This is a genomic window from Agrococcus sp. BE272, from assembly GCF_031457935.1.
In the GTDB taxonomy this organism is placed as follows: Bacteria; Actinomycetota; Actinomycetes; order Actinomycetales; family Microbacteriaceae; genus Agrococcus; species Agrococcus sediminis.
On sequence record NZ_JAVDXL010000001.1, the window covers coordinates 1,199,418 to 1,220,408 of the forward strand.

Genomic DNA, 20,991 nt, shown 5'->3' on the forward strand with positions numbered 1-20,991 from the left:
GGGTGCGCGTGCAGGAGCTTCGCGACAGAATGCGGAGCAGGGAGACCCGCGGGCCGGCGACGACGCCGGAGCCGCGCGACGATTGGAGGAGCGCATGAACCACGCATCGCAGCCCGGGGAGCACGGCCGGCACGACGAGCACGAGCACGAGCACGGCGAGCACGGCCACGAGGGGCACGAGCACCACGGCGAGCACGGCCACCACGACGAGCACGGCCACCACGTGGCCGGCACGCACCTCGACGACGACGCCGACTCGCCGGTCGAAGGGCTCGGCTCGCAGTCCGACGGCTCCGGCTCGCCGGTGCGCGACGCCGCCTCGCCGGCTGAGGGCGCACGCGGATCCGCCGGGGACGGCGCCACACAGGATGCCGCCTCGCCCGCGCAGGGCCTCGGCCCGTCGCCCACGGGCGAGGGCTCGCCCGTGCAGGACGCCGACTCGCCCGAGCACGGCACCGGTCCCGCCGTCGTCGACGAGGCCGAGCGGCACGACCCGCGCCACTGACCACAGGCGGGACCCAGCCCCGACGGGGTCGGGTCCCGCCGCGCGGCGCGCCCGCTCAGGGTCGGCACAGGTCGAGCGACCACACTGCCGGGCGCGGGAGCAGCGGCGCCCTCCGGCGCCGACCGCGAGGAAGGGAGACCGGATGCCCGAGCGCATGGACGCAGGACAGCACCCGACCGACCAGCACGTGCCCGACGAGCGCCCGACCGACCCGGGCGAGTTCGAGTTCGCCGAGCAGCGACCGGACCAGCCCGTCGCCGACCACGGGGCGGAGGACGTCGCGAGCGAGGCCGAGGGCCTCAGGCCGCACGACGGCGCCGACGTGCCCGGCGCGACGCGCCACCTCGACGCGGGCGTGCACCCGCACCCCGTGCCGGCGCCCGACGAGCAGGAGCAGGCCGACCCGCTCGGCTGACGCGACGACGCCCCGGTGGCCGGGCGCGCGCATCCGCGTCCGCCCGGCCGCCGGTCGTCAGGGCCCAACGGCTGACGTCGAGCCGGGCCGCGTAGCCTGCCCGCATGGGTGCGCAGATCGTGTGGTTCCGCCGTGACCTGCGGGTGCACGACCACCCGGCGCTCACCGCCGCCGCCGAGGCCGGCGAGGTGCTGCCCGTCTTCGTCGTCGATCCGGCGTTCGAGGATGCGGGCGTGCCGCGCACCGCGGCCTTGCGCACCGCGCTCGCCGCGCTGCACCGCGCCACCGACGGCGCCCTCATCGTGCGCAGCGGCCGGCCCGAGCAGGTCATCCCCGCGCTCGCCGCCGAGGTGGGGGCGGATGCGGTGCACGTCTCGGGCGAGGCGACGCCCGGTGGCCGTCGGCGCGACGCCCGCGTCGAGGCGGGGCTCGACGTGCCGCTCGTGGCGACCGGCACCCCGTACGCCGTCTCGCCGGGGCGCGTGCGCAAGCGCGACGGCGAGCCGTTCCGCGTCTTCACGCCCTTCTCGAAGGCGTGGCTCGAGCACGGATGGCGGGCGCCCGCCGAGCTGCCGGCCGGCACCCGCTGGGTGCGCCGGGCCGAGGGCGAGCCGCTGCCCGAGCCGCCCGAGACGTCGGCCGAGCTCGGCTGGGCGAGCGAGGAGGGCGCGCTCGAGCGGTGGCACGAGTTCCTCGACGACGCGATCGACGACTACGACACCGCCCGCGACCGCGCCGATCTCGACGGCACCTCCCGCCTGTCGATCGCGCTCAAGCTCGGCGCCGTGCATCCGCGCACGCTGCTCGCCGACCTCGACCGCATTGCACCGAGCCGCAGCGCGGCGGCGCAGCGCTCGCTGAAGCGCTACCAGACCGAGCTCGCCTGGCGGGAGTTCTACGCCGACGTGCTGCTGCACCACCCGCGCTCGGCCTGGCACGACTACGGCGACCAGCTGCGCGGCATCGCCTACGACGAGCCGGGCGAGCTCTTCGAGGCGTGGTGCGAGGGGCGCACCGGCTTCCCGTTCGTCGACGCCGGCATGCGCCAGCTGCTCGCCGAGGGCTGGATGCACAACCGCGTGCGCATGGTGACGGCCAGCTTCCTCACGAAGGACCTCCACGTGTGGTGGCTGCACGGCGCCCGCCACTTCCTGCGGCACCTCGCCGACGGCGATCTCGCGTCCAACAACCACGGCTGGCAGTGGACGGCCGGCACCGGCACCGACGCGGCTCCCTACTTCCGCGTCTTCAACCCGGTGCTGCAGGGCCAGCGCTTCGATCCGGACGGCGACTACGTGCGCCGCTGGGTGCCCGAGCTGCGGCACATCGCGGGCGCCGCGGTGCACGAGCCGTGGAGGGTGCCCGACGGCTCCGCGCACGGCTACCCGGAGCGCATCCTCGACCACAAGGCCGAGCGGGAGGAGGCGCTCGCGCGCCTCGCCGCCGTCAAGCGCTGACCCGGGCGCCCGCCGGCCGCCCGCCGCGCCCCGCCGCGCTGCGCGAGGGGATGCACAACGCAAGCCCGCCGCGGCGATCCTGCGGCGCTCCGGCCGAGGGCGGCCGGGACGCCGCGGAACGCGGCCTGCGGGCTTGCGTTGTGCGCGGGGTGCGCGGCGCCGGGCGCCGCGGCCGCCCCGACTAGCGGGCCTGCGCCCGCCGCACGAGCGTCAGCCAGACCGCCGCGCCGAGCGCAGCGAAGCCGGCGATCACGACCATCCAGCCGCCCCAGCCCATGCCGAGGACATCCATCGCCGCCGCCCGGAACGCATCCGACAGCAGCGCCCCCGCGACCACCGCGAGCACGACCGCGGCGAGCCCGATCCAGAACACCCAGAGGAACGACTGCCCCCAGCGGTGGAACGCGGTGGTGATCGCCGCGCCGACCAGCATCACCGCGAGGATGAGCAGGAAGGTCTGCACGAGCGTCTGCCACCACGCGCCGATGCCCGTGTAGAAGGTGTCGAAGAAGCGCACGCCGAGCCCGAAGCCGCCGGTCGCGACCTCGACGACCTTGCCGATCGTCACGACGACGGCGTAGAAGGCGGCGTTGCCGACGAAGACGAGCGCGGTGCCGGCGGCGAACTCGCGGCGGGTGAGGCCGAGGCCGAGCGCGAGCGGGAAGTACTGCCCCATCGCCGTGAATCCGAAGCCGATGAGCGGCCCGAGCAGCGCGAAGATCGCGCCGTTCCACTGCATGCCGGTGTTCATGCCGGTGCGCGCGTCGGCGCCGCCGACGCCGACCACGAGCGCGCCGACGATGAGCACGAGCGAGAGCGAGAGCGACATGATGATGAGCGGCCAGCCGAAGGCCTGCAGGCGGTTGACGGTGTGCAGCTGCACGACGTTGCGGATGCGCATGGCGGCTCCTCAGACGGTCGCGACGTCGGTCGCGGGGTCGGCGCCGGCGGTGGCCGGAGCGGTGGCGGATGCGGTGGTCAGGTGCACGAAGAGCTCCTGGAGGGAGACGGGCGAGACGTCGAGCCCCGCCTCGCGGGCTGCGCGCTCGTCGCCGTCGCGCGTGGAGAGCGTGGCGGTCGCGAGCCCGCCGAGCTGCGTGCGGTCGAGCGCCTCGCGCCCGGCGAGGAACGCGTCGACGTCGGCCGCGCGGCCCGAGACGGTGATAGCCGCGTCGTGCAGCTCGTCGGTGTCGGCGTCGAGCAGCACGCGGCCCTGGTCGAGGATGACGACGTGCTCGAGGAGGTTCGCGACCTCGTCGATGTGGTGCGTGGAGAGCACGACGGTGCGGGGGTGCTCGCTGAAGTCGGCGAGCAGGCGGTCGTAGAACATCCGCCTGGCCACTGCGTCGAGGCCGAGGTAGGGCTCGTCGAAGAACGTGATCGGCGCCCGGGAGGCGAGCCCGATGACGATGCCGATCGCCGAGAGCTGGCCGCGCGAGAGCTTCTTGATCATGCGCCGCTCGGGCAGCTGGAACTGCGCGACGAGGGTGTCGGCGTAGGCCTGGTCCCAGTGCGGGTAGGCGCCGGCCGCGATGCGCAGCACGTCGACGGCACGGAACGTGTCGGGGTAGCGCTGGCTCTCCTGGATGAACGCCGTCTGCGAGAGCACCTCTGCGTTCTCGACCGGGCTCTGCCCGAGCACCCGCATCTCGCCGGCGGTGGCGAACACCTGGCCGGTCAGCAGCTGCATGAGGGTGGTCTTGCCGGCCCCGTTGCGCCCGAGCAGGCCGTGGATGCGGTGCTCGGCGAGGGTGACGGAGACCCCGTCGAGCGCGCGCACGTCGTCGTAGTGCTTGGCGAGGTCGGTGGTGACGATGGCGCTCATCGCGCGAACTCCTTCGTGATCATGCGCGCGAGGTCGTCGGGGCTGATGCCGAGCTGCTCTGCCTCGCGCAGCAGGGGAGCGATGTACTGGTCCTCGAACGCGAGCCTGCGTCGTTGGCGGAGCGCCTCTCGGGCGCCGGGGGCGACGAACATGCCGATCCCTCTCCTCTTGATGAGCACCTCCGCGTCGACGAGCAGGCCGAGGCCCTTGCCGGCGGTCGCGGGGTTGATGCGGAGGAAGGCGGCGAGCTCGTTGGTGGAGGGCACGGGGCCGTCCTCCGGGTAGGTGCCGTCGAGGATGCCGTCCTCGATCTGCTCCGCCACGGCTACGAACAGCGGCTTGCTGTCGTCGAGCATGGCTGCCTCCTTGGGTGGGTGGGGCGGATGCGCGCACATCCTGGGCGAGCTGCGCGGCTCACCACGTTGGTTCATTACTCGACTAATGAACCATGGAACCGGCGCGTCGTCAAGCGGGTCGCTGGATCCGGCTCACCGCGCGCGGCGTGGGCGCGCACAACGCAAGCCCGCCGGCGCGATCCGGCGGCGTCTGCGCCGCGAGGGGCGAGGAGGCCGCGGAGCGGAGCCGGCGGGCTTGCGTTGTGCGGAGGGGCGCTGCGGACGGAGCGACGCGGCTACGCCCTCAGCGCGTCCTTCCACTTCACCGCGGCGCCCGTCTTCAGCAGCGACCGCTCGTAGACGCGGGCCGCGAAGCCGATGACCAGCACGGTGAAGGCGACGAGCACCGCGAGCGACAGCAGCGGCTCCCACCACTGCTGCGTCTGCAGGTAGACGCGCATCGGCACCGCGACGGGCGCCGAGAACGGCACGTACGACATGATCTGCAGCGCCAGCGGGTTGTTGTTGAACATGATCACGAGGAAGTACGGGATCATCACGAGCATCATGATCGGGCTCGTCGCGGTGCCGAGGTCCTCGGCGCGGGAGACGAGCGCGGCGGCGGCCGCGTAGAGCGCCGCGAGCATCACGAAGCCGACGGTGAAGAGCAGCACGAACCACACGATCGGCATGCCAAGCCCGTCGAGCAGCAGCTGCGAGCCGGTGATCGCCCCGCCCAGCAGCACGACCGCGGCGATCAGGATGATCTGCGCGAACGCGAGCACCGAGTTGCCGAGCACCTTGCCCGCGAGGATCGCCCGCGCCGACACGGTCGCGAGCATGATCTCGACGATGCGCGACTGCTTCTCCTCGACGACCGACTGCGCGATCGTCTGCCCGAAGGTGATGGCGGAGGAGAAGAAGACGACGCCGAAGGCGAGCCCGATGAAGTAGGTGAGCATGGGGTCGGGCGCGTTGGGGTCGAGCAGCTCGAGCGCGGGTGCGACGCTCAGCAGCTGCAACAGGTCGCTCGGCGCCTCGCGATCGGCGAGCACCGTGAGGCCGGAGGGCCCGTCGCCGGGGACGACCCCGGCGTCGGCCGTGCCGTCCAGCACCGCCTGCCGCACCGCATCCGCCCCCTGCAGCGTCTCGACGGCGAGCCCGTCGAGTCCCTGCAGGGTCGAGGCGAGCTCGGCGGTCGTGGCGACACGGGTGTCCTGGTCGAACAGCTCGGGGCCGACCGACGAGAAGATCACCGCGCCGAGGATGAGCGCGAGCAGGATCGCGGTCGAGATGAGGTAGCTCTTCGACCGCACCTTCGTGACGATCTCGCGCTCGGCGACGATGCCGACCGCCTGGGCGAAGGGCGTGCGCCCGCGGTGGGGGGCGGATGCGGTGGGCGCGGTCATCGGACGACCTCCTGGAAGATCTCGGTGAGCGGGCGGGCGACGGGGGAGAAGCTGCGCACGGCGCCGCGCTCGATCGCCTCGCGCAGCACGCGGTCGGCGTCGGCGTCGGTGGCGGCGGTGAAGCGCACGTGGCCGCCGTCGAACTCGAGCACCTCGACGCCGGGGATGCCGCGCACGAAGCCGGCGTCGCCGGTCTGCAGCACCCACTCGGGGCGGGCGTGCGCCGCGCGGATCTGCTCGCGGGTGCCGGCGGCGCGCACCTCGCCGTGGGCGAGGATGACGAGCGAGTCGCAGAGCCGCTCGACGACGTCGAGCTGGTGGCTCGAGAACAGCACGGGCGCCCCGGCGCGCGCGACGTCCCGCAGCACCTCGAGCGTCGTCTCGACGGCCATCGGGTCGAGGCCGGAGAAGGGCTCGTCGAGCACGAGCGCGGTGGGCTCGTGCACGAGCGCGGCGGCGATCTGCGCCCGCTGCTGGTTGCCGAGGCTCAGCGACTCGAGCGTGTCGGCGCGGCGCTCGGCGAGCCCGAGCTGCTCGAGCAGCGCGTCGGCGCGGCGCGAGGCGTCGATGCGGCTCATGCCGTGCAGGCGGCCGAGGTAGACGAGCTGCTCGAGCACCTGCATCTTGGGGTAGAGCCCCCGCTCCTCGGGCATGTAGCCGAACTGCGCGCGGTCGTCGGCGGTGACCGGGCGGCCGTCGACCTCGACCGAGCCGCTGTCGGGCGCGAGCACGCCGAGGATGATGCGCATCGCGGTGGTCTTGCCGGCGCCGTTCGCGCCGACGAAGCCGGTCATGAGGCCGTCGTGCACGTCGAAGGAGACGTCGCGCAGCGCCTGGTGCCCGTGGAACGAGCGGGAGATCGAGCGGATGGAGAGCATGCTCCGACGCTACGGTCGCGAGCGCCGGCGGGCCTCCCCCGCGAGGCTGGACTTGCGGCTCCGCCGGGCGGGGGAGCGGCCGTCGTCCGACTCGCTGTCGTCCGTCGACCGGCCAGGTGCCGCTCCGACCGGATAGTCCGGCCGGAGTGATGCGGAGCCGGTCGACGAACGGGCGGCGCGGGCGTCAGGCGGGGGCGTCAGGCGGGCGTGACGGGCGAGGCTGCGGCGCGCTCGCGGCGCCGCAGCGCGAGCTCGCGCAGCCCGAGGAACAGCGGGAAGGTGCACGCGATCGCGGTCAGCCCGCTCAGCAGCACGAGCGCCCACACCCAGCGTGCCCAGCCGAGCCGCGCGCCCTCCACGAGCATGAAGATCGACGCCGCGACCGCGACGACGAGCAGGTCGACCGAGGCCGACGAGGCGGCCGCGTTCGCGAACCAGCCCTCGAGGTAGCCGAGCCCGCCCGCCTCGGCGATGAAGGCGATGTTGAACCACCAGGTGCCGACGAGCCCGACCGCCGAGAGCACGAACCACGCGATCGCGACCCCTGGCCCTCGCGGCGCCGCCGGGCGGTCGGCTGGTCCGCCTGAGCGCGGCTCGTCAGCCACGCGGCGCCACCACCCCGTGCTCGTACGCCCAGATGACGGCGTGGATGCGGTCGCGGATGCCGAGCTTCAGCAGCACGTTCGACACGTGCGTCTTCACCGTGGCCTCGCCGACGAAGAGCTCCTTCGCGATCTCGGCGTTCGAGCGTCCGCGCGCCAGCAGCAGCAGCGTCTCGCGCTCGCGCTCGGTGAGTTGCGCGAGCGCGGGCGGGGCGGATGCCTCGCGGGCGCCGGCGCCGTCGGTCGCGTCGGCCGGGGGCGCGGCGGGCGTCGCCGCGAACCGCTCGATCACCCGGCGCGTCACCTCGGGGCTCAGCAGCGCGTCGCCGCGGGCGAGCGCGTGCACCGCGTCGATGAGGTGCTCGGGCTCGGCGGTCTTCAGCAGGAAGCCGCTCGCGCCCGCCGAGAGCGCCTCGAAGAGGAAGTCCTCGCGGTCGAAGGTCGTGAGCATGAGCACGGCCGGATGCGCCGAGGTCGCGGTGATCGCGCGCGTCGCCGCGAGGCCGTCCATGCCGGGCATCTGCACGTCCATGCAGATCACGTCGGGCCGCAGCTCGGCGGCGAGCCGCACGCCCTCCGCGCCGTCCCGCGCCTGGCCGACGACCTCGAAGCCGGGCTCGCTCGTGAGGATCGTCTCGAAGCCCGCGCGCACGAGCGCCTGATCGTCCACCAGCAGGATGCGCGTCACGCGCCCACGGTATCGGCCGTTGCGCCGCGGAGCCCGGCCGGTACTCTGGTCAGAGCTTTGCCCCCACGGAATGGTTGCAGGATGCGCACGAAACCTCGTCTGATCGTCACCGCGGTGGTTGCGGCCCTCATGGGCGCGCTGCTCACCGTCGCGCCGCCCACGGGCATCGCCGACCGGGCTGTCGCGGCCGAGGCCGCCGACTTCGACCCAGGCTTCCTCGTCTCCGACCAGCAGCTCTACGACGGCGGCGCGATGAGCGCGGCGCAGGTGCAGGCGTTCATCGAGTCGAAGCACCGCGGGTGCGAAGCGGGCTACACGTGCCTCAACCGCTACCGGCAGAGCACGGTCGCGATCCCGGCCGACGCGTACTGCGGTGCGCTGGCGGCGACGAGCGACGAGTCGGCGGCGAGCATCATCGCGCGCGTGGGCGCCGCGTGCGACATCTCGCAGCGGTTCCTGCTCGTGCTGCTCGAGAAGGAGCAGTCGCTGGTCTCGCACACGAAGCCGACGAGCATCCGCTACGAGCGAGCGACCGGGTTCGCGTGCCCCGACACGTCGCCCTGCAACTCCACCTACGGCGGCTTCTACTACCAGGTCTACTTCGCCGCCCGGCAGTTCAACCGCTATGCGGCGCTGCCCGACAACTACCGCCACCAGGCGGGCGAGACCAACCAGGTGCTCTTCCACCCGAACGCCGCCTGCGGCTCGAGCCCCGTCTACATCGAGAACCTCGCGACCGCGGGCCTCTACAACTACACGCCCTACCAGCCCAACGCCGCGGCGCTCGCGAACCTCTACGGCTCGGGCGACACCTGCTCCGCCTACGGCAACCGCAACACCTGGCGCATCTGGACCGACTGGTTCGGCGACCCTACGATCACCCTGCCGACGGCGACGCGCGTCTCGGGCGCCGACCGCTACGCCACCGCCGTGCAGATCTCGCGCCGCACATTCGCGACCACCGCCCCGGTCGTCTACCTCGCCAGCGGCCAGGACTTTCCCGACGGGCTCGCCGCAGGCCCCGCCGCCGCGCACGAAGGCGGCCCGGTGCTGCTCACGCCCCAGGGCTCCATCCCGCAGGCGGTGCTCGACGAGATCCGGCGACTGCGGCCCGCGAAGGTCGTCATCGTCGGCGCCGAGCCGTCGGTGTCGGCCGCGGTGCAGACCGCGGTGCAGGCGCTCGATCCGAACCGCGAAGTCGTGCGGCTCGGCGGCGTCAACCGCTACGAGACCAGTCGGCTCATCGCCGAGCACGCCTTCGACTCCGCCGCGTCGGCCTTCGTCGCCACGGGCATCCGCTTCCCCGACGCGCTCGCTGCCGGCCCGGCCGCGGCGCTCCGCGACGGCCCCGTGCTGCTCGTCGACGGGCGGTCGGCGCAGGCCGACGCCGCCACGCTCGCGACGCTGCAGGGCCTGGGGGTCGGATGGGCCGGGGTGGTCGGCGACGCATCCTCAGTCTCGCAGGGGATCGCCTCGGGCCTCGCCGCGGGCGGCCGCACGGTGCAGCGCTACGCCGGCAGCGACCGCTACGCGACCGCCGTGCAGCTCTCGCGCCTGTTCCGCGACGTCGGCTCGGCGTACGTCGCGAGCGGCACGGGCTTCCCCGACGCGCTCGCCGGCGCCGCGGCCGCGGGCGCGACCGGTGCGCCGCTGCTGCTGACCGGGCCGAGCTGCATGCCGGCCACGACGCGCAGCGCCCTCATCACGTTCATGCCCGACGACGTGCTCGTGCTCGGCGGCACCCCGACGATCTCGGAGGCCTCCGCGCGGTACACGAGCTGCTGAGGCGGCCGGCGCCCGAGCCCGACCCGCGTCAGCGCGACGGCACCCGTGCCCGAACGAGCCAGCCGCCGCGCGAGCGCGGCCCCACCTCGAGCGCGCCGCCGAGCGCCGCGATGCGCTCGCGCATGCCGACGAGCCCGGCGCCCGCGCCGTGCCAGCCCGGTCCGCCGCCGTGCCCGTCGTCGGCGACCTCGACTTCGAGCTCGTCGTCGAGGAAGCGCACGCGCACGTCGACCTGCGCCATCGGGCCTGCGTGCTTGCGCGCGTTCGTGAGCGCCTCCTGCACCACCCGGTAGGCGCCGAGCCCCACCATCGGCGTCACCGGGCGCGGCTCGCCGATCGTCTGCAGCGCCACCCGCTGGCCGCTCGCGCCGGCTGAGGCGACGAGCTCGGGCAGCGCGTCGAGGTCGGGCGCGCCGGTGGGCTCGTCCTCCGAGCGCAGCGTCACCACGAGCGACCGCAGCTCGCCGATCGCGTCGCGAGCCGACTGCTCGACGTGCCGCAGCGCATCCGCCGCCCGCTCGGGATCGGCCGCGAGCACCCGCCGCGCGGCACCGGCCTGCACGCCCATCGCCGAGACGTGGTGCGCGACGACGTCGTGCAGCTCGCGGGCGATGCGCAGCCGCTCGAGCGAGACCGCCTGGTCGGCGAGCAGCGCCTGCTGCGCCTGGATCTCGGCGTGGGCGGCGTCGAGCTGCTCCTGCTCGAGGGCGGCGCGCCAGGCGCGATCGCCGAAGATCCAGCCGCCGCCGAAGTAGGCGGCGTTGATGACCACCTGGATCATGAGCAGCGCGAAGTAGGCGGCCACGCCGCGCTCGCCGGTCTCGGGCTCCGAGAAGCCGCGGATCGCCGAGACCGCCAGCCACACCGCCATGGCGACGACGATCACGACGCGCGACCAGTGCGCGAGGCGGCGGTTCGCCTCCCACGCGCCGATCGAGTAGATGCCCATGAAGAGCGCCACCTGCGACACGTACAGCTCGAGGGCGCCCGCCTCGCCGGCGACGATGTAGATGACGATCTGCGCCGCAGCGACCGGCACCGGGTGGCGGCGGCGCAGCACGAGGGGCGCGGCGAGCAGCACGGCTGCGAGCATCGGCGCCCACAGCGGCACCTCGGTGAGCTGCAGCCCGGTCGTGGCGCTGAGGGCGACCATGACGCAGCCGGCCGCCGCGAGCGCGATCGCGAGGATCGCGTCGGATCGCAGCGATCTGGCATCGGGGGCTCGGCGCACCTTCCGAGCCTAGGTGCGCGCGTCGCGGGCGCGCCTCCGTCGGCGGGCGGATGCGCAGGGTCGCCTCCGCCGGGCGGGGGAGGGGTGGGGTGGGGGCGCGCCCGGGGGCTCGGCCGCCGCGCTCCCCAGCGCACAACGCAAGCCCGCCAGCCGCGTTCCGCGGCGGATGGGTCGGGCGGCGGCGTTCCGCCGCCGGGTGGGCCGCGCGGGCTTGCGTTGTGCTGGAGGGGGATCGGCGCCCTCGAGGCCGCGGTGCCGACGGGGCGGCGCGCCCGCGTGTAACCGATCGGTGCGACCTGGACAATCCGGGATGTGGACCTCTCGCAGACCGACGCGCAGCTGTGGCGCGCCGTCGTGCGAGGGGACGGGGTCGCGTTCGCGGCGATCTTCGACAGGCACGGCGATCGCGTGTGGCGGCACGCCTGGAGACTGATGCAGCACCGGCAGGACACCGAGGACGTCACGGCCGCCGCGTTCGCGGAGGCGTGGCGGCGCCGGGCGCGCGTGCGGATCGTCGACGACTCGGTGCTCCCGTGGCTGCTCGTCACGACGACCAACTGCGCGCGCAACGCGCGCCGCAGCATCCGCCGCAACGAGCGGCTCATCGCGCACATCCCGCTCGGCCCCGACGCGCCCGACACCGCGGATGTCGCAGCCGACCGCCTCGAGCGGCTCGACGCCGGGTCGGCGGTCGCGCAGGCGCTGCGCGAGCTGCCGGATGCGGATGCGCGGCTGATCGCGCTCGTGATGCTCGAGGGGCTGCCGCTCGCCGACGCCGCCGCGGCGATCGGCGTCGGCTACGGGGCGGCGAAGACCCGCATCCACCGCGCGAAGCAGCGCCTGCGCGGCCGCCTCGAGGCCGCAGGTATCAGCACGGCCGTCGAGGAGGTGACGGCATGAGCGACGAGCAGCCGATGAGCGATGCGTTCAAGGCGCGGATGCGTCAGGGCCTGTCGACGATGGCGGTGCGCGAGCGGATGCGCGAGCGGGCCCGCAACCGAGCCATCGCGGGCGGGGCGCTCGCGGCCGTCGTGATCGCGGCGGGCACGGTGCTGGGCGTGCAGGCGCTGGCGGGAGGCGCCGCGCAGCAGGACATGGCCGGGCCGGGGACGTCGACCACTGCCGAGCCGACGGCCCCGCCCGCACCCGGGCCGACCGAGGCGCCCGAGCCGACCGAGAGCGCTCCGACCGAGAGCGCCCCGGCCGAGCCGACCCCTCCGCCGGGCTTCGACGGCGTCGCAGCCGGCGAGCCGCTCGTCACGAGCACCATCCCGCTCGAGAGCGGCGACGCGGGGGCAGGAGGCGGCTACGACCCAGGCCAGGTCGAGCGCCGCACCGACATCTACGTGCTGTGCGAGGGCACCGGCACCGTCTCGCTCGGCGACGAGCCGTGGATCGACTGCACCACGCTGCAGCCCGGCACCGTCGCCGTGGAGCTCGACCGCCCGTACTTCTCCGACTGGGACGACGACGAGCTGGTCGTGTCCGACGACTTCGACGGCGTCGTGCGCGAGGTGCCCGCGGGTGAGGCGCCCGCCGGCACCGGCACGGGCGGCACCGCCACCGTGCACGTCATCTGCTTCGGCGACGCCCCGACGGTGGTCGGCGGCGTCAGCTTCGAGTGCTCGTGGAGCGACGACGACGAGCAGGCACGGTCGGTGGCGGCGTGGGGCGTGCCGTTCGGGCCCGACGAGCTCGTGCCGCGGATCACGGAACGCAACGGCTTCATCACCTTCGTGATCGAGCGATGATGAGCGGCATGCGATCCGCTCCCGGGCATGCGCGCCGGATGCTCATGGGCGCCATGCTCGGCGCGACGCTGCTGCTCAGCGCGTGCGGCCAGCCGGGCGCATTGGCACCGGCACCGACGCCCTCGGCCGCCTCGCCGACACCGAGCGCGACTCCGCCGTCCACGCCGAGCCCTGCGCCGAGCGCCACCCCCTCGCCCGAGCCCGAGGCGTCGGCCGGCACCGCGGCGCCGCTGACCGCGCCGGCCCCGCCGGAGATCCCCAGCATGCCGCTGTCGGCGCCGCCGAACCCGTATCACTCCGAACCGGAGTGGCGCGCATCCGAGCCGGTCGTCCGCGCCTCGCTGCAGACCGACACCGTCGACGTCTACGCGGCCTGCACCGTGGGCTGGGCGGTGCGCGTCGCCGGGCTCGAGGTGCTCTGCGCGCCGGGGCTCGCGACCATCGACGAGCAGCCGCCGATCCTCGTGCTCTACGGCGTGCCCGTCGAGCCCGGCGCGCTGCCGGTGGTCGAGCAGCAGTACTACACGCCGCGAGACCCCGAGGAGCACTGGGCGACGGTGGTGGTCGTCGACCCGGGTGCGGTGCCCACCGCGACGGAGCTCGGGCGCGGCATCGAGGGCCCGGTCGTCGCGGAGATCCTCTGCGTGCCCCCGCCCTCGGACGCCGTGGGCCGCGATCTGGCGTGCGAGGCGATCCCCGGCCCGGTAGTCGTGAACGGCCTGCTCGCCACCGAGGGGCTGGCGACGCCGCCACCGCTCGGGCCGTCGGTGCGCTTCCCGGGCTACGCGCTCTTCTTCGGAGAGCCGTGAGCGCGATGCGCTGTGACCGCGGTGTCAGTGCCGGACATGTCGGAGTGCGGCGGATGCCGCGACGCCGACCGACGCTCGAGGAGCCCGCCATGCGCACCACCGAATCGCCTGCCGCCACGATCGGCGCTGCCCTGGGCACGCTGCTCGTGGCTGCGATGACGATGACCAGATGCGCCCTGACCGGCACCGCGGTCACCGGCAGCTCGGCGCCGGTCGGGGAGGCGCCGCCGCCGCCCGCTGCGTCGGGCTCGGCGACCGCGACGCCGTCGCCGACGCCGATCGTCGCGCACGACCCTGGCCCGACCGCGTCAGCGGGGCCGGGCACGGTGACGCCGCCAACCGCGGCACCGGAGCCCACGGCGGCGCACGAGCCGACCGCGCCGGAGCCGCAGGTGGTCGAGCTCGAGACGGGCGGGCCGGCACCGGAGGACGGGCAGCTGTACGACCTCGCCATCAGCTGCACGAACCCGATGGAGATCTGGATCGACGACGGCACGGCGACGGATGCGTCGGAGGCCAGCTGGCGGCAGATGATCTGCGGCGTCGACACCGGTGGGTTCATCGACTACGCCGTTCCCGGCGCCGACGCCCAGGTGTACGCCCGGATCGGCCCGCGCGAGCGGATGCCGCTCGTGGAGCGCCGCCCGCACGGCGGCAGCTTCACCGCGGAGCAGATCGCCGCGCTGGGCGCCACCGACGTCCTCCTCGTCGATGTCGTCGCGTGGTGTGGCACGACGACAGGCCCGATCGCCATCGGCGAGGCGACGGCCGAGTGCATGCCCAACGAGGCGGCGGTCATCGACGACGTGCTCGCGGCCGATGCGCTCACCCAGCTGACCGGCCCGCCCGGAGCGAGGCTCTGGGTCATCCTGCAGCTGCAGTAGCGCCCGGTCGGCGCGCTGCGCGGGGCCCGGCCGGGGCGCGTGCTGTGACCGCAGCGCCCTGCCGGACATGTCTCAGCAAGACCGGAGCCGCCCAGGCCGCCGGGCCGCAGAGAAGAGGCCCTCATGCGCACGAACGCACCCGCCGCCGCCGCGATCGCCGGCGCGATCGGCACCCTCGTCGTCGTGGTGACGCTGGTGGCGAGCTGCACGCTCCCCGGCGTCGAGGCGACCAGCACGTCGGCGCCGCCCCGGCCGTCGGCGAGCGCGGACGGGGCCGACCCGACCGCGACCGCCGCGCCGCCCCGAGCGACCACCGAGCCGACAGCCGCGCCCTCGGCATCGCCGGCGGCCGACCTCGTGCCGAGGGACGACGAGCCCGCGCTCACCGGTGCATCCTTCACCACGCAGAACGGCACGGCGACGTTCACGCTGCCCGTGAACTGGAGCGCCGTGGACACCAGCACCGTCGGCACCAACTACGCGAACGAGGAGCAGTGGGTCAACCAGGTGGTGCTCGTCGACGACGAGGGCCGGGAGCGTCTCCACTACCGCGACGGCTACCTCTCCGACGTCGGCTGGGGCGAGATCCCCTGGGGGGTCGTCGAGGAGCGCGCGATCGCCCGGTCGCCCGGCACCGGCGAGCTCGCGGCCAGGTCGTGGTGGATGGAGCTGCCGGGCGGCGAGCTGCAGGTCATGGCGGCTATCACCGGGGCGAGCGACAGCGGCCCGCCCAACACGTACATCCGGGAGGCCGAGGGGCGGTTGGGGGTGTTCTCGGCGAACCTCGGCGCGATCGAGGGCTGCGACGCGATGGCGGATGCGGCGTCGGCCGAGGGGTGCCTGTCGAGTCCCGCGGCGGTGGCTGCGGTGGCTGTGCTGGCGTCGCTCGAGCTGCACGACGTGCCCTGGGACGCGATGCCGTGACGGTGTGACGCGACGGACCGCCCGAGCGAAACTGGGGGAGTGCGCTCTGGCCGATCCGGGCGGACAATCCAGCCATGCGCACCCCGCCGCGTCGCCGGGTGGCGACGATCACGCTCGCGGCGATCGCGTTCGGCCTGGCGACGGGGCTGGGGGCGTGCGCGCAGGTCGGCGGGCCGCCGCCGGCGCCCGGCGAGTCGCAGGGCGTGCCGAGCCCGGGGGTCGAGCCGGTGCCCTCGGGCAGCCGGTCGGCGGAGCCGTCGGCCGCGCCCGGCAGCAGCCCGACCGCGACGCCGACCCCCGCCGCCGACGGCACCGAGGTCGCCACGCGCAACGGCACCATGCGCATCCGCGTGCCCGAGGGCTGGCAGGTGGACGACCGCAGCGGCCTCGAGGTCGGCGCCGAAGGCAGGCAGCAGTGGACCAACCGGCTCATCGTGACGGGGCCGAGCGGCGAGCGGTTCGTCTACGCCGACGGGCACGATGTCGGGGCGCCGCCGGAGACCACGGATGCGCGCGCAGGTGTCGTCGCGCGCCGCGGGGTCGCGGGCGGGCTGATCGCCGTCGCCTTCTGGGAGCAGCCGCCCGACGGCATGTTCGTGCCGTGCGTCGCGCTGCTGCGCGCCGACGCCGAACCGTCGAGCGCGGGGACGGTCGCGTTCCACGGCGTCGAGCGCGCGCATGCCCTCACCTTCTGGATCGAAGAGGAGACGCCGCGCTTCGCGACGCAGGCGCAGGTCGAGGCCTACCTCGCGCAGCCGGCGGTGGCGGGCGCGCTCGACGTGATGGCGACGGTGCGCCTCGACCTCGTCGACCCCTTCGCGCTGCCGGCCGACGTCGGCGTCGTCGCCGGCGGCACGACGCTGCTGCCGTTCGAGACGGCGAACGGCACCTCGAGCATGCTCGTGCCGATGGAGTGGCGCATCGACGTGGCGGGCGAGCGCGTCGCGGCCGCGGGCGGCGGCGAGCTGTGGCGCAACCGGGTCACGCTCGCGCTGCCCGACGGCACGGCCGTGCTCGTCTACGCCGACGAGGCGCACCTGTCGCCGGGCGCACCGCCGGGGCCCCAGTGGCGCATCGGCGAGGTGCGCCCGACCGCCGACAATTGGGAGGCGGCGTCGTGGGCGGTCGAGCAAGAGGGCGACCGCCCGTTCGTCGGCATCGGGCTGACGGATGCGGGCGGCGGCCAGTGGCCGCACGGCACGGTGTGCAGGCCCACGCTCTGCCGCGCGTTCGGCAGCGCCCCGCTCACCGGCGACGACGTCGGCGCGGAGCACGCGGTCGCGTGGTTCGACAGCGAGCTCGAGGAGCTCATGCTGCTGACGGTCGCCTCGCTCGACGCGCTGCACGACGACCCGGCGCGGATGCCGCCCGACTGAGGCCGCGCGACCGGGCGGAGAACGGCAGGATGTGACCTGCGCGGCGCTGCCGGACATGCCTGGGTACGCCGAGCATCCGTCGGCCCCAGCGAGGAGGTCCGCATGCGCACCAGCCCCCAGCCGAGCGCCGCCGCACTCGGCGCCCTGCTCCTCGCCGCGACGGTCCTCGCCGGGTGCAGCGCGCCGGCCGCCCCGGAGGCCACGTCTGCACCGCCCGCCCCGACGTCCGCGGCGCCCACGGCCGAGCCCACGGCATCCGCCACCCCGTCCGCCGAGGCCGGCGAGACCTTCACGACGCAGATCGGCAACGCGAGCTTCGCGCTGCCCGCCGGCTGGAGCGTGCGCGACGCGAGCGCGGTGCGCATGGACCACGACGGGCGCGACCAGTGGATGAACACCGTGCACGTGCTCGACGGTGAGGGGCGCGAGGTGCTGCTCTACACCGACGGCGCGGTCGACGCGATCGGCGCGGTCACCGACGAGTGGGCGGTCGTCGAGGAGCGCGCGATCGCGTCGGCGCTGCCGCACGACGAGGGGTTGGCCACTGCCGCCGCGAGCTGGTGGATCGTCGACGAGGCGGGCATGCAGGTGTTCGCGCAGGTCTCGGTGATGCCCGGCGACGAGGCGCCGTGGGGCATCTTCCCGGCGGGCGACACGCGCCTGGCGCACTTCATGGCCGACCTCACGGTGCTCGAGCCGTGCCAGGACGTCGTCGACGAGGCGGATGCGCTGGCCTGCCTCGAGAGCCCGGCGGTCGCCGAGCTGCTCGACGTGCTCGCGTCGCTCGAGCAGGTCGACGTGCCGCGCGACGCGATGCCGTGAGCGAGCGAGGAGCCTTGATGCTGCACACCCGATCGCGACGGAGGCCGATGGCCGTCGTCGCCGCGCTGGCTGCGGCCGCCGTCGGACTCGCGGGCTGCGCGCAGACGGCACCCGGAGCGCCTGTCCCGTCGACGGGCCCGAGCGTCACCGCGACGCCCGAGCCGACCGCCGCGGCCACCCAGTCGGCGACCCCGACCCCGACCCCGACCCCGACCCCGACCCCGACCCCGACGCAGGAGCCGGAGGTCGTGACGTTCGAGACGCAGAACGGCACCATGCGCATCAGCATCCCGGCCGACTGGTCGGTCGAGGACACGAGCGAGCTGCGCGTCAACCACGACGGGCGGGAGCAGTGGGCGAACGTGGTGGCCTTCCTGCCGCCGAGCGGTGGGGCGCTGCACTACTACGACGGGCATGAGGGCGATGCCGGGGCGGTGTCGGAGGTCGGCACGGTCGCGACGAGGGAGACGGTCGACGGGTTCGTCGCGACCGCGTACTGGAGAGCCATGAGCGACGGCCGGTTCGAGGCGCACACCGCCCTCATGCCGGGCGGCCAGGAGCCATCGCCCGAGTCGTACGTGGGCTTCGACAGCGTTGGCCGCCTGCACTCGTTGGTCTTCCAGCAGGGGCAGGACCGCCCGATCTTCCGCTCGCAGGCCGAGGCCGAGGAGTACCTCGCATCGGACGACGTCGCGCGCATCCTTGACGTGATGGCCACCATTGACCTCATGCCGGTCGACCAGTACGCGATGCCCTGAGCTGCGCCGCACCGCCGGCCGTTCGTCGACCGGCTCCGCGTGCGCCGGACCGGATCATCCGGTCGGAGTCGCACCCAGCCGGTTGACGACCGAGCCGCCTCTTGCGCTCGCGGTACTCAGTGTTACTATCTAGTAGTAGTCAGCATAACTGAGTAGTGACGGAGGGGCGCCGTGGGCCGCCAGGCGACCGAGATGCTCAAGGGCACGCTCGAGGGGATGATCCTCGCGATCCTGGCCGTGCGCCCGGCGCACGGCTACGAGATCACCGCGCGGCTGCGCGACGAGGGCTTCGCCGACATCGCCGAGGGCACCGTCTACGCGCTGCTCGTGCGCATCGAGCAGCGGGGCTTCGTCGACGTCGAGAAGGTGCCGTCGGAGAAGGGCCCGCCCCGCAAGGTGTACTCGCTGAACGCGCACGGCCGCGAGGCCCTCGCGGAGTTCTGGTCGACGTGGAGCTTCCTGGCCGAGCGCATCGAGCACCTCCGCACCACCCGCACCGCAGCACCGCAGGACGAAGGAGCCTGACCATGGCAGCACGATGGATCGAGCTGGTCACCGGATCGTTCGACGACAAGCGGCGCTGGCGCCGCTACAAGGCACGCAAGCAGCAGCTGCCGACCGCCTACCGCACCGCGATCGACGGCATCGAGCGCTACATCACCTACGCCGGCGCGATCGTCAAGGGCGACGTGATCATGCGCATGCTCGACGACCTCGCCGACCTGTTCGAGCAGGCGGCGGCCGACGGCACGCCCGTCCGCGCGATCGTCGGCGACGACCCGGTCGAGTTCGCCGACACGTTCATCCGCAACTACGCCGACGGGCAGTGGATCCAGAAGGAGCGCTCGCGTTTGACCGAGGCGATCGACCGCGCCGACGAGGAGCAGTCATGAGCGGCATCGCGCTCGCGCCCCCGGCCATCCGGGTGCGCGGCATCGAGAAGTCGTTCGGGAGCCTGGATGTGCTGCGGGGCGTCGACCTCGACGTGGCCGCGGGCAGCGTGGTCGCGCTCCTCGGCTCGAACGGCGCCGGCAAGACCACGCTCGTGCGCATCCTGTCGACGCTGCTGCGATCGGATGCGGGGGTCGCGAGCGTCGCCGGCTTCGACGTGGTCGAGGAGTCGGCCCGCGTGCGCGAGTCGATCAGCCTCACGGGGCAGTTCGCGGCGGTCGACGAGCGTCTCAGCGGCCGGGAGAACCTGCAGCTGATCGCCCGCCTGCGGCACGTGCCGCACCCGAGCGCGGTGGCCGACGAGCTGCTCGCCCGCTTCTCGCTCGGCGACGCCGGCGGCCGCATGGCCGCGACCTACTCGGGCGGCATGCGCCGGCGGCTCGACATCGCGATGAGCCTGATCGGCAGCCCGCCGATCGTCTTCCTCGACGAGCCGACGACCGGCCTCGACCCGCAGGCGCGCATCGAGGTGTGGCAGACCATCCGGGCGCTCGCCGCGGGCGGCACCACCGTGCTGCTCACGACGCAGCACCTCGAGGAGGCCGAGCAGCTCGCCGACCGGATCGCGATCCTGCACCGCGGCACGATCATCCAGGAGGGCACGCTCGCCGAGCTGCAGCGGCTGCTGCCGCCCGCGACGGTCGAGTACGTCGAGCGCCGCCCCTCCCTCGAGGACGTCTTCCTCACCCTCGTCGGCGACGACGACGCATCCGCGACCGCATCGGAGGAACCGCGATGACCACTCACGCCCTCAGCGACACCCGCGTGCTGACCGGCCGGTCGCTGCGCCACATCCTGCGCAGCCCCGACACGATCGTGACCACCGTGGTCACGCCGATCGCGCTCATGCTGCTGTTCGTCTTCGTGCTCGGCGGCGCGATCGACACCGGCGCCGGCACCTCGTACGTCGACTACATGCTCCCGGGCATCCTGCTCATCACGATCGCCTCGGGCATCGCCTACACGGCCTACCGGCTGTTCCTCGACCTGCAGGGCGGCATCTTCGAGCGCTTCCAGTCGATGCCGATCGCGCGCTCGAGCGTGCTGTGGGCGCACGTGCTGACGTCGCTGGTCGCCAACATGGTGTCGGTCGCGGTGGTCGTGGGGGTCGCGCTGCTCATCGGCTTCCGCAGCGGCGCCTCGCCGCTCGCGTGGCTCGCGGTCGCCGGCATCCTCATCGTCTTCACGCTCGCGCTCACGTGGATCGCCGTGATCGCCGGCCTCTCGGCCAAGACGGTCGACGGCGCGAGCGCCTTCAGCTACCCGCTGATCTTCCTGCCGTTCATCAGCTCGGCGTTCGTGCCGACCGACTCCATGCCGGGCCCCGTCGCGTGGTTCGCCGAGCACCAGCCGGTGACGTCGATCGTCGACACGATCCGCGCGCTGCTCGCCGAGCAGCCGGTCGGCGGCGAGATCTGGGTCGCGCTCGCGTGGCTCGTCGGGCTGCTCGTGGGCGCCTACGCACTCGCGCTCGTCGTCTACCGCCGCAGGACGCGCTGAGCCCAGCCCCACCCGTTCGTCAACCGGCTCCGCGTGCGTCCGGCCGGACTATCCGGTCGGCCTCGCATGGAGCCGGTCGAGCAACG

24 protein-coding genes are annotated in these 20,991 nt (G+C 74.1%); 16 read left to right on the forward strand and 8 right to left on the reverse strand.

Going from position 1 to position 20,991, the window contains the following annotated elements:
- Positions 1-94: 94 nt before the first annotated feature.
- The 3 genes from J2X49_RS05820 (at position 95) to J2X49_RS05830 (ending at position 2,377) form a co-directional block, all read left to right on the forward strand.
- Positions 95-505: a hypothetical protein gene (locus J2X49_RS05820; RefSeq protein ID WP_310123648.1), complete on the forward strand. Its 411-nt coding sequence runs from the start codon at positions 95-97 to the stop codon at positions 503-505.
- Between the two features lie 142 nt (positions 506-647).
- Positions 648-920, forward strand: coding sequence for a hypothetical protein (locus tag J2X49_RS05825; RefSeq protein ID WP_128190696.1), 273 nt, complete (start codon positions 648-650; stop codon positions 918-920).
- A 104-nt stretch (positions 921-1,024) separates the two neighbouring features.
- Positions 1,025-2,377 carry a deoxyribodipyrimidine photo-lyase gene (locus tag J2X49_RS05830; RefSeq protein ID WP_310123650.1) on the forward strand — a complete coding sequence of 451 codons (1,353 nt, stop codon included), beginning with the start codon at positions 1,025-1,027 and terminating at the stop codon, positions 2,375-2,377.
- Between the two features lie 181 nt (positions 2,378-2,558).
- On the opposite strand, the gene J2X49_RS05835 is transcribed toward J2X49_RS05830, so the two are convergent.
- From J2X49_RS05835 to J2X49_RS05865, 7 genes are all read right to left on the reverse strand, one after another.
- On the reverse strand, positions 2,559-3,278 hold the full coding sequence (locus J2X49_RS05835; RefSeq protein ID WP_310123652.1) for a hypothetical protein: 720 nt from the start codon (positions 3,276-3,278) through the stop codon (positions 2,559-2,561).
- A gap of 9 nt (positions 3,279-3,287) precedes the next feature.
- The gene (locus tag J2X49_RS05840) at positions 3,288-4,202 is read right to left on the reverse strand and encodes an ABC transporter ATP-binding protein (RefSeq protein WP_310123655.1); all 915 of its coding nucleotides are present in this window, start codon (positions 4,200-4,202) and stop codon (positions 3,288-3,290) included.
- Positions 4,199-4,558, reverse strand: coding sequence for a GntR family transcriptional regulator (locus J2X49_RS05845; protein ID WP_310123658.1), 360 nt, complete (start codon positions 4,556-4,558; stop codon positions 4,199-4,201). Before J2X49_RS05845 ends, J2X49_RS05840 begins: the two co-directional genes overlap by 4 nt.
- A 275-nt stretch (positions 4,559-4,833) precedes the next feature.
- A complete protein-coding gene (locus tag J2X49_RS05850) occupies positions 4,834-5,946 on the reverse strand; it encodes an ABC transporter permease (RefSeq protein ID WP_310123661.1) in 1,113 nt (370 codons plus the stop codon).
- On the reverse strand, positions 5,943-6,824 hold the full coding sequence (locus tag J2X49_RS05855; protein WP_310123663.1) for an ATP-binding cassette domain-containing protein: 882 nt from the start codon (positions 6,822-6,824) through the stop codon (positions 5,943-5,945). Before J2X49_RS05855 ends, J2X49_RS05850 begins: the two co-directional genes overlap by 4 nt.
- A 197-nt stretch (positions 6,825-7,021) precedes the next feature.
- Entirely contained in the window at positions 7,022-7,429 is a 408-nt protein-coding gene (locus J2X49_RS05860) for a DUF2834 domain-containing protein (RefSeq protein WP_310123666.1), read from the reverse strand.
- Positions 7,422-8,114 (reverse strand): response regulator transcription factor, encoded by a 693-nt coding sequence (locus J2X49_RS05865; RefSeq protein ID WP_310123669.1) that lies wholly within the window; start codon positions 8,112-8,114, stop codon positions 7,422-7,424. The genes J2X49_RS05860 and J2X49_RS05865 overlap by 8 nt, the downstream gene beginning before the upstream one ends.
- An 81-nt stretch (positions 8,115-8,195) precedes the next feature.
- Between J2X49_RS05865 and J2X49_RS05870 the strand changes: the two genes are divergently transcribed.
- On the forward strand, positions 8,196-9,899 hold the full coding sequence (locus tag J2X49_RS05870) for a cell wall-binding repeat-containing protein (RefSeq protein WP_310123673.1): 1,704 nt from the start codon (positions 8,196-8,198) through the stop codon (positions 9,897-9,899).
- A 28-nt stretch (positions 9,900-9,927) separates the two neighbouring features.
- Here J2X49_RS05870 and J2X49_RS05875 read toward each other — a convergent pair whose 3' ends face one another.
- On the reverse strand, positions 9,928-11,130 hold the full coding sequence (locus J2X49_RS05875) for a histidine kinase (RefSeq protein ID WP_310123675.1): 1,203 nt from the start codon (positions 11,128-11,130) through the stop codon (positions 9,928-9,930).
- Between the two features lie 312 nt (positions 11,131-11,442).
- On the opposite strand from J2X49_RS05875, the gene J2X49_RS05880 reads away from it, so the two are divergent.
- The 12 genes from J2X49_RS05880 (at position 11,443) to J2X49_RS05935 (ending at position 20,905) form a co-directional block, all read left to right on the forward strand.
- A complete protein-coding gene (locus tag J2X49_RS05880) occupies positions 11,443-12,030 on the forward strand; it encodes an RNA polymerase sigma factor (RefSeq protein WP_310123677.1) in 588 nt (195 codons plus the stop codon).
- Positions 12,027-12,881 (forward strand): hypothetical protein, encoded by an 855-nt coding sequence (locus J2X49_RS05885; RefSeq protein WP_310123679.1) that lies wholly within the window; start codon positions 12,027-12,029, stop codon positions 12,879-12,881. The genes J2X49_RS05880 and J2X49_RS05885 overlap by 4 nt, the downstream gene beginning before the upstream one ends.
- Before the next feature lie 8 nt (positions 12,882-12,889).
- On the forward strand, positions 12,890-13,690 hold the full coding sequence (locus J2X49_RS05890; protein WP_310123682.1) for a hypothetical protein: 801 nt from the start codon (positions 12,890-12,892) through the stop codon (positions 13,688-13,690).
- Between the two features lie 89 nt (positions 13,691-13,779).
- Positions 13,780-14,574: a hypothetical protein gene (locus J2X49_RS05895; RefSeq protein ID WP_310123685.1), complete on the forward strand. Its 795-nt coding sequence runs from the start codon at positions 13,780-13,782 to the stop codon at positions 14,572-14,574.
- Between the two features lie 123 nt (positions 14,575-14,697).
- A complete protein-coding gene (locus J2X49_RS05900) occupies positions 14,698-15,498 on the forward strand; it encodes a hypothetical protein (protein ID WP_310123688.1) in 801 nt (266 codons plus the stop codon).
- A 74-nt stretch (positions 15,499-15,572) separates the two neighbouring features.
- Positions 15,573-16,874, forward strand: coding sequence for a hypothetical protein (locus J2X49_RS05905; RefSeq protein ID WP_310123690.1), 1,302 nt, complete (start codon positions 15,573-15,575; stop codon positions 16,872-16,874).
- Positions 16,875-16,976: 102 nt separating this feature from the next.
- The gene (locus J2X49_RS05910; RefSeq protein WP_310123692.1) at positions 16,977-17,696 is read left to right on the forward strand and encodes a hypothetical protein; all 720 of its coding nucleotides are present in this window, start codon (positions 16,977-16,979) and stop codon (positions 17,694-17,696) included.
- Between the two features lie 17 nt (positions 17,697-17,713).
- Complete coding sequence (locus J2X49_RS05915; protein ID WP_310123695.1) at positions 17,714-18,454, forward strand: hypothetical protein; 741 nt, start codon at positions 17,714-17,716, stop codon at positions 18,452-18,454.
- A 171-nt stretch (positions 18,455-18,625) separates the two neighbouring features.
- A complete protein-coding gene (locus J2X49_RS05920) occupies positions 18,626-18,979 on the forward strand; it encodes a PadR family transcriptional regulator (RefSeq protein ID WP_310123696.1) in 354 nt (117 codons plus the stop codon).
- Positions 18,980-18,981: 2 nt separating this feature from the next.
- On the forward strand, positions 18,982-19,347 hold the full coding sequence (locus J2X49_RS05925; protein WP_310123699.1) for a DUF1048 domain-containing protein: 366 nt from the start codon (positions 18,982-18,984) through the stop codon (positions 19,345-19,347).
- On the forward strand, positions 19,344-20,144 hold the full coding sequence (locus tag J2X49_RS05930; protein WP_310123701.1) for an ATP-binding cassette domain-containing protein: 801 nt from the start codon (positions 19,344-19,346) through the stop codon (positions 20,142-20,144). Before J2X49_RS05925 ends, J2X49_RS05930 begins: the two co-directional genes overlap by 4 nt.
- Entirely contained in the window at positions 20,141-20,905 is a 765-nt protein-coding gene (locus J2X49_RS05935) for an ABC transporter permease (RefSeq protein ID WP_310123703.1), read from the forward strand. Before J2X49_RS05930 ends, J2X49_RS05935 begins: the two co-directional genes overlap by 4 nt.
- Positions 20,906-20,991 lie beyond the last annotated feature (86 nt).

Bases quoted from the DNA above. Each gene is read 5' to 3' on its own strand.
- J2X49_RS05890 (WP_310123682.1), top strand. From the start codon at position 12,890: ATGCGATCCGCTCCCGGGCATGCGCGCCGGATGCTCATGGGCGCCATG.
- J2X49_RS05830 (WP_310123650.1), top strand. From the start codon at position 1,025: ATGGGTGCGCAGATCGTGTGGTTCCGCCGTGACCTGCGGGTGCACGAC.
- J2X49_RS05840 (WP_310123655.1), bottom strand. From the start codon at position 4,202: ATGAGCGCCATCGTCACCACCGACCTCGCCAAGCACTACGACGACGTG.
- J2X49_RS05850 (WP_310123661.1), bottom strand. From the start codon at position 5,946: ATGACCGCGCCCACCGCATCCGCCCCCCACCGCGGGCGCACGCCCTTC.
- J2X49_RS05870 (WP_310123673.1), top strand. From the start codon at position 8,196: ATGCGCACGAAACCTCGTCTGATCGTCACCGCGGTGGTTGCGGCCCTC.
- J2X49_RS05925 (WP_310123699.1), top strand. From the start codon at position 18,982: ATGGCAGCACGATGGATCGAGCTGGTCACCGGATCGTTCGACGACAAG.
- J2X49_RS05910 (WP_310123692.1), top strand. From the start codon at position 16,977: ATGCGCACCAGCCCCCAGCCGAGCGCCGCCGCACTCGGCGCCCTGCTC.
- J2X49_RS05825 (WP_128190696.1), top strand. From the start codon at position 648: ATGCCCGAGCGCATGGACGCAGGACAGCACCCGACCGACCAGCACGTG.
- J2X49_RS05935 (WP_310123703.1), top strand. From the start codon at position 20,141: ATGACCACTCACGCCCTCAGCGACACCCGCGTGCTGACCGGCCGGTCG.
- J2X49_RS05845 (WP_310123658.1), bottom strand. From the start codon at position 4,558: ATGCTCGACGACAGCAAGCCGCTGTTCGTAGCCGTGGCGGAGCAGATC.
- J2X49_RS05915 (WP_310123695.1), top strand. From the start codon at position 17,714: ATGCTGCACACCCGATCGCGACGGAGGCCGATGGCCGTCGTCGCCGCG.
- J2X49_RS05855 (WP_310123663.1), bottom strand. From the start codon at position 6,824: ATGCTCTCCATCCGCTCGATCTCCCGCTCGTTCCACGGGCACCAGGCG.
- J2X49_RS05930 (WP_310123701.1), top strand. From the start codon at position 19,344: ATGAGCGGCATCGCGCTCGCGCCCCCGGCCATCCGGGTGCGCGGCATC.
- J2X49_RS05820 (WP_310123648.1), top strand. From the start codon at position 95: ATGAACCACGCATCGCAGCCCGGGGAGCACGGCCGGCACGACGAGCAC.
- J2X49_RS05895 (WP_310123685.1), top strand. From the start codon at position 13,780: ATGCGCACCACCGAATCGCCTGCCGCCACGATCGGCGCTGCCCTGGGC.
- J2X49_RS05835 (WP_310123652.1), bottom strand. From the start codon at position 3,278: ATGCGCATCCGCAACGTCGTGCAGCTGCACACCGTCAACCGCCTGCAG.
- J2X49_RS05905 (WP_310123690.1), top strand. From the start codon at position 15,573: ATGCGCACCCCGCCGCGTCGCCGGGTGGCGACGATCACGCTCGCGGCG.
- J2X49_RS05900 (WP_310123688.1), top strand. From the start codon at position 14,698: ATGCGCACGAACGCACCCGCCGCCGCCGCGATCGCCGGCGCGATCGGC.
- J2X49_RS05885 (WP_310123679.1), top strand. From the start codon at position 12,027: ATGAGCGACGAGCAGCCGATGAGCGATGCGTTCAAGGCGCGGATGCGT.